7 protein-coding genes are annotated in these 6,129 nt (G+C 57.1%); 2 read left to right on the top strand and 5 right to left on the bottom strand.

What is annotated here, in order from left to right; genetic code table 11:
* Positions 1-260: 260 nt before the first annotated feature.
* From rplS to ffh, 5 genes are all read right to left on the bottom strand, one after another.
* A complete protein-coding gene (gene rplS, locus BY454_RS04830; RefSeq protein ID WP_104415664.1) occupies positions 261-617 on the bottom strand; it encodes a 50S ribosomal protein L19 in 357 nt (118 codons plus the stop codon).
* Between the two features lie 26 nt (positions 618-643).
* Positions 644-1,402 carry a tRNA (guanosine(37)-N1)-methyltransferase TrmD gene (trmD, locus tag BY454_RS04825; RefSeq protein WP_104415663.1) on the bottom strand — a complete coding sequence of 253 codons (759 nt, stop codon included), beginning with the start codon at positions 1,400-1,402 and terminating at the stop codon, positions 644-646.
* 3 nt (positions 1,403-1,405) lie between these two features.
* Positions 1,406-1,933, bottom strand: a complete 528-nt coding sequence (gene rimM, locus BY454_RS04820) for a ribosome maturation factor RimM (protein ID WP_104415662.1) — start codon at positions 1,931-1,933, stop codon at positions 1,406-1,408.
* A 29-nt stretch (positions 1,934-1,962) separates the two neighbouring features.
* A complete protein-coding gene (rpsP, locus tag BY454_RS04815) occupies positions 1,963-2,202 on the bottom strand; it encodes a 30S ribosomal protein S16 (protein ID WP_104415661.1) in 240 nt (79 codons plus the stop codon).
* 164 nt (positions 2,203-2,366) lie between these two features.
* Positions 2,367-3,755, bottom strand: coding sequence for a signal recognition particle protein (ffh, locus tag BY454_RS04810; RefSeq protein ID WP_104415660.1), 1,389 nt, complete (start codon positions 3,753-3,755; stop codon positions 2,367-2,369).
* A 181-nt stretch (positions 3,756-3,936) separates the two neighbouring features.
* Between ffh and BY454_RS04805 the strand changes: the two genes are divergently transcribed.
* Together BY454_RS04805 and BY454_RS04800 are read left to right on the top strand one after the other, a co-directional pair.
* The gene (locus BY454_RS04805) at positions 3,937-4,743 is read left to right on the top strand and encodes a cytochrome C assembly family protein (protein ID WP_104415659.1); all 807 of its coding nucleotides are present in this window, start codon (positions 3,937-3,939) and stop codon (positions 4,741-4,743) included.
* A gap of 69 nt (positions 4,744-4,812) precedes the next feature.
* On the top strand, positions 4,813-6,099 hold the full coding sequence (locus tag BY454_RS04800; RefSeq protein ID WP_104415658.1) for an HlyC/CorC family transporter: 1,287 nt from the start codon (positions 4,813-4,815) through the stop codon (positions 6,097-6,099).
* The last annotated feature ends 30 nt before the right edge of the window (positions 6,100-6,129 follow it).

Here is a 6,129-nt window from a genome sequence, read left to right as displayed (position 1 = left end):
ACCGCCTGATGCGATTCCTGTTCGTCGGGCCAGTGCTTTGCCTGCGGCTTCCTTCAGATTCCACCTCGCGGTGGACACCCTTGCCGTCCGGCTAGTGGTTCCCCTTGCCGGGCCCACAGGGGACTTGCACCCCCAAGTCATCCGGCCAGCACCACCTGTACCGGAACAGCGCCGCCAAGGCGCTACGCGCCATGCCTGGCGCACCATAAAAAAAGCAGCCCCTTGAGGCTGCTTTTCGTAACTGCGTCGGAATTCCGAACTCAGTTAAGCTTTTCCTTGATGCGAGCTGCCTTACCAGACAGGTCACGCAGGTAGTACAGCTTGGCCTGACGCACGTCACCACGACGCTTCACGCTGACACTGTCGATCAGCTTGGAGTAGGTCTGGAAAGTACGCTCAACACCCACGCCGTAAGACACCTTACGAACGGTGAAGGAAGAGTTCATGCCACGGTTGCGCTTACCGATAACCACGCCTTCGAACGCCTGCAGACGCTCACGGTTACCTTCAGTTACGCGAACCTGAACAACCACGGTGTCACCCGGCGCGAACGCAGGGATTTCCTTGGTCATCTGTTCTGCTTCAAGTTGACTGATGATGTTGTTCTTGCCGCTCATCGTAAATGCTCCTGATACCCAATCTTTCAATGCCCTGATGACTCAGTGGCACCCGGTTCGTTCAAAATTTCTTCCAGCAGCCGGCGCTCTTCGTCCGTAAGCTCCCGCTGTTCCAGCAGGTCGGGACGCCGCTGCTGTGTTCGCCTCAGTGACTCTTTCAATCGCCAAAGCCGGATCTGTTCGTGGTGCCCGCCCAGAAGAACTTCCGGCACCGCCTGACCTTCGTAAACCTCGGGCCGGGTGTAGTGCGGACAATCCAGCAAACCATCAGCAAAGGAATCCTGCTCCGCTGACTGCGCATGCCCCAATGCTCCGGGAACAAAACGCGTAACCGCATCGATCACGGCCATCGCCGCCAGTTCGCCGCCGGAGAGCACAAAATCCCCCAACGACACTTCCCGGTCGACTTCCGCCGCTATCAGGCGTTCGTCCACGCCTTCATAACGACCGGCAACCAGAATCAGCTGTTGCTCGGCGGCCAGAGATTCCACCACCGACTGATCCAGCTTTTCGCCCTGCGGCGACATATAGACCACACAGGCCTTGCCGGGTGCCGATGCCCGGGCCGCATGAATGGCGTCCCTGAGGGGCTGAATTTTCATCAGCATGCCAGGGCCGCCACCATACGGACGGTCATCCACCGTGCGATGACGGTCATGGGTAAAATCCCGGGGATTCCAGCTCTGGAAAGTCACAAGACCTTCACGAACCGCCCTTCCGGTTATTCCATAATCCGTCACCGCTGAAAACATGTCCGGAAACAGAGTGACCGCGCCTATCCACACGCTTCAGAACTCCGGATCCCAGTCGACCACAATACGCGCGGCATCCAGGTTCACCTCTTTGAGGACCTGGTCCGGCAGATAGGGAATCAGCCGTTCGCGCTGGTCAATGGAGCCCGCTGTCGCGCGCACCACCAGGACATCGTTGGAGCCTGTTTCCATCAGATGATGCACCTTGCCCAGGCACTCACCTGCAACCGTTACCACTTCCAGGCCTTCGAGCTGATGCCAATAGAACTCGCCTTCCGGCAGTTCCGGCAATTGCTCGGTTTCCACCCGGATCTCCGCACCCGAATAGGTCGCGGCCAGGTCACGGTCATTAATACCTTTGAGCCTGACGACAATCCCCTGCCCTTGGCGGCGACCGTCTTCAAGCTTTGCCGGGATTCGCTTACCGTCCAGAACCAGGGTCCAGTCGCGGTAATCGAGAATCCCTTCCTTCGGATCTGTGTAAGAGAAGACTTTAAGCCACCCCTTAACTCCGAACACCGAGGTTACCCGGCCGATCACAGTTTCCTGGGAATGCTGCGTCATGCCCGATACACCCCGGCCAGAATCACTGATTACTCAGCGCCTTTCAGCAGCTGGGCAACGCGCTCGCTGGTCTGTGCACCCTGGCCCAGCCAGTAGTCAACGCGCTCACGGTTTACACGCAGACGCTCTTCCTGACCACGGGCAACCGGGTTGAAGAAACCAACACGCTCAATGAAACGACCATTACGGGCGTTACGGCTATCTGTAACTGTCAGATGGTAGAACGGGCGCTTCTTGGAGCCACCACGAGCCAAACGGATTGTTACCATTTCGACCAATATCCTGTTCTGTTGTGCGAACTTTGTACGATTCTCGCCACACCGTTCGCGGCTGACGAGAAGACCCATACTCGAAAGGGGCGCTATTCTATGTCAAAAACGCGCCAATGAAAACAGGGAAAGCCCCTGCTCTCTCATTTTCCTCATAAGGCTTTTTACATACCCCCGAATGGAGGCCTTCCGCCGCCACCGCCGGGCGGCATCATACCGCCCAGGCCGCGCATCATGTTGGCCATACCGCCCTTTTTCCCGAACTTCTTCATCATTTTCGCCATCTGCTTGTGCTGCTTGAGCAGGCGATTGATGTCCTGGATCTGGGTACCGGAACCGGCGGCAATGCGGCGCTTGCGGGAATTGTTGATGGTATCCGGGAAACGGCGCTCCTTTGGCGTCATGGAGCAGATGATTGCCTCCATTTGCCCCATGGACTTGTCATTGACCTGCTGCTGGGCCGCCTGGGCCATTTGCCCCATGCCACCGGGCAGCTTGTCGAGCATGCCGCCGATGCCACCCATTTTCTTCATCTGCTGCAGCTGGTCCCGGAAATCTTCCAGGTCAAAGCCCTTGCCCTTCTTGATCTTCTTGGTGAGCTTCTGGGCCTTCTTGTGGTCCAGCTTGCGCTCGGCTTCTTCGATCAGGGAGAGCACATCCCCCATACCAAGAATCCGCGAAGCCACGCGGTCCGGGTAGAAAGGCTCAAGGGCATCGGTTTTCTCGCCGATACCGAGGAACTTGATGGGCTTGCCGGTAATGTGACGAACCGACAGGGCCGCACCACCACGGGCATCGCCGTCGGTCTTGGTGAGTACCACACCGGTCAACGGCAGGGCATCGTTGAACGCCTTGGCTGTGTTGGCGGCGTCCTGACCGGTCATGGCGTCCACCACGAACAGGGTCTCAACCGGATTCACCGCTTTATGCAGGCGACCAATCTCGCCCATCATGTCTTCATCTATATGCAGGCGACCAGCGGTATCAAGGATCACCACATCCACGTGCTTGCGACGGGCTGCGTCAATGGCGCCAGCCGCGATATCCTCTGGATCCTGCTCGGCGCTGCTGGGGAAGAACTCAACCCCCACTTCGCCAGCCAGGGTTTCCAGCTGCCGGATCGCCGCAGGGCGATAAACGTCGGCACTGACAACCATGACCGATTTCTTTTCCCGCTCCTTCAAAAAGCGCGAAAGCTTGGCCACGGTAGTGGTCTTACCCGCACCCTGGAGACCGGCCATCATAATGACAGCCGGCGGACGGGTTGCCAGGTTGAGGGATTCGTTACCCTCGCCCATGACCCGCTCCAGCTCCTGCTGGACCACCTTTATAAAGACCTGGCCCGGCGTGAGGCTGCGACGCACTTCCTGGCCCAGGGCACGCTTGCGCACCCCGGCGATGAATTCCTTGACCACCGGCAGCGCAACGTCGGCTTCAAGCAGCGCCTTGCGCACTTCGCGCAACGTATCCTTGATATTGTCATCGGTCAGCTTTGCCTGACCCGAGATCTTGCGCAAGCTACCGGATAGTCGGTCCTGGAGATTCTCAAACATGTTGCTTTTCCGTACCCCGGAGAAATGATTCACACAAACCCGGCGACCGGTATCGGTCGCTTGATTCCTGTTGCATAATCGCGACATTATAACCAGACTAAGGTGCCTCTGAAATGACCTACCCGGTCAAATCTGTTCAGATCCACACCAGCTTCTACTTTCAGCAACTAAAAAGGACGTCATGGGAACGCTGATTCTCGCGGTTACTGCACTTTTCCTGTATAGCGTGGGCACGGCCCTGCAGGCTTTGCATTTCCGGGGGCGGGTGCAAGCCAACCTGGCGATAACCACGCTTATCGGTGTTCTCGCTCTGGTTGCCCACGGCCTGCTCATTGCCCAGTCCGTACATCACGATGGCGGCTTTGACTTCAGCCTTTTCAAGAGCTCGGTACTGATTTCCTGGCTGATCGTCTTCCTTTTACTGGGCCTGAACCTGACCAAGCCCGTCGGCAGCCTGTTCCTGGCCGGCTACCCCATCGCCATGCTCACCATCATCATGGCGCTGATCCAGCATACGCCATCGCGAGTAGTCCCCGACCAAAGTTACGGCATGCTTTCACACATTGCCCTATCCGTGACCGCATACAGTCTCTTCACTCTGGCGGCCATTCAGGCGATCTTGCTTCAATTGCAAAACCATCAGCTCAAGCACAATTACAACAGCCTGCTGGTTCGTAACCTCCCCCCCCTGCAGACCATGGAGTCGTTGCTGTTCGAAATGGTTTGGGCAGGGGTTGTCCTGCTGATACTGGCCATTGTCACCGGCGCACTGTTCATTGAAGATCTCTTCGGGCAACATCTCGCCCACAAAACGACCTTTTCCCTGTTGTCGCTTCTGGTATTTGTCGGGCTTCTGGTCGGACGCTATACCAAAGGGTGGCGCGGCGTTACCGCCAGCCACTGGACCCTGGCGGGTTGCGCATTGCTGATGATCGCCTTCTACGGCACCAAGTTTGTGCTTGAGGTGGTCTTTCAACAGGGTGGTTGACGGGTTATTTATCAGCCACTGTACTTTCTATGCGCTTCCTGACATGACAAAGACAGAAGGATTCACCCCTTGAACGAAACATCGCTTACGGCGCTGTTCATTCTCCTGCTCGGCCTGATCATTCTTTCCGGTTTCTTCTCCAGCTCCGAAACCGGGATGATGTCCCTGAACCGCTATCGCCTGAAGCACATGGCCAAAACCGGCCACAAAGGCGCCCGCCGCGCCCAGAGCCTGCTAAACCGCACCGACCAGCTGATCGGCGTGATCCTGATCGGCAACAACTTCGTGAACATTTTCGCCTCGGCCATCGCCACGGTGATCGCCATTCGCATCTGGGGAGACGCCGGCATCGCCGTGGCCACGGTACTGCTGACCATCGTCATCCTGATCTTTGCCGAGGTAACCCCAAAAACCCTGGCCGCCCTGTTCCCAGAGAAAATTGCCTTTCCTGCCAGCTACGTACTCGGCCCGTTGCTCAAAACCCTCTACCCCCTGGTCTGGTCCGTCAACCTGTTTACGGGGTTGATTTTGAAGGTACTGGGCATCAGCTCCGCCCAGGCGTCACAAGATCATCTTAGCCGGGAAGAGCTGCGCACGGTGGTAAATGAAGCAGGCGCGCTGATTCCCGCCAAGCACAAGGACATGCTGGTCAGCATCCTGGACCTGGACAACGTCACCGTGAACGACATCATGGTGCCCCGGAACGAAATCGTCGGCATTGACCTGGATGACGACGTGGAGAACATGCTCCGCCAGCTGAAAAACAGCCAGCACACGCGGCTGCCGGTCTTCAAGGGCGACATCAACAACATTCAGGGCATCCTCCATCTGCGCAACATCGCCCGGCTATTAAAGGAAGAAGACATCAACAAGGCCATGATCATGACCTTGAGCCAGGAGCCCTACTTCATTCCCGAGGGTACCCCCCTGAACACCCAATTGCTGAACTTCCAGAAAGGCAAGCGCCGGTTCGGCATCGTGGTGGACGAATATGGTGACGTACTGGGCCTGGCCACCCTCGAAGACATCCTGGAAGAGATTGTGGGAGAGTTCACCACCGATTATGCGGCCACATCGGCGGACATTATTCCCCAGGAAAACGGCACCTACATTATTGATGGCGGCACGGCAGTGCGTACCATCAATAAAACGCTGGGCTGGAAAATGCCGACCGACGGGCCCAAAACCCTGAACGGGCTGATCACCGAAACCCTGGAAAATATCCCCGACAGCAACGTCTGCCTGAAGGTGTCTGGCCACCGCGTTGAGGTCCTGCAAATCAAGGACAACGTGGTCAAGGCGGCGATCGTCCATCCCAAAAGAAGCAAACGTGCGATTTCGGGAAAAGTGCGCTAGATTTGATCAATAACCAACCAGAATCATCGT

This window comes from Marinobacter persicus (assembly GCF_002934325.1).
In the GTDB taxonomy this organism is placed as follows: domain Bacteria; phylum Pseudomonadota; class Gammaproteobacteria; order Pseudomonadales; family Oleiphilaceae; genus Marinobacter; species Marinobacter persicus_A.
The sequence above is the reverse complement of the archived record's forward strand: the minus strand, read 5'-3'. Positions and strand labels throughout refer to the sequence as shown.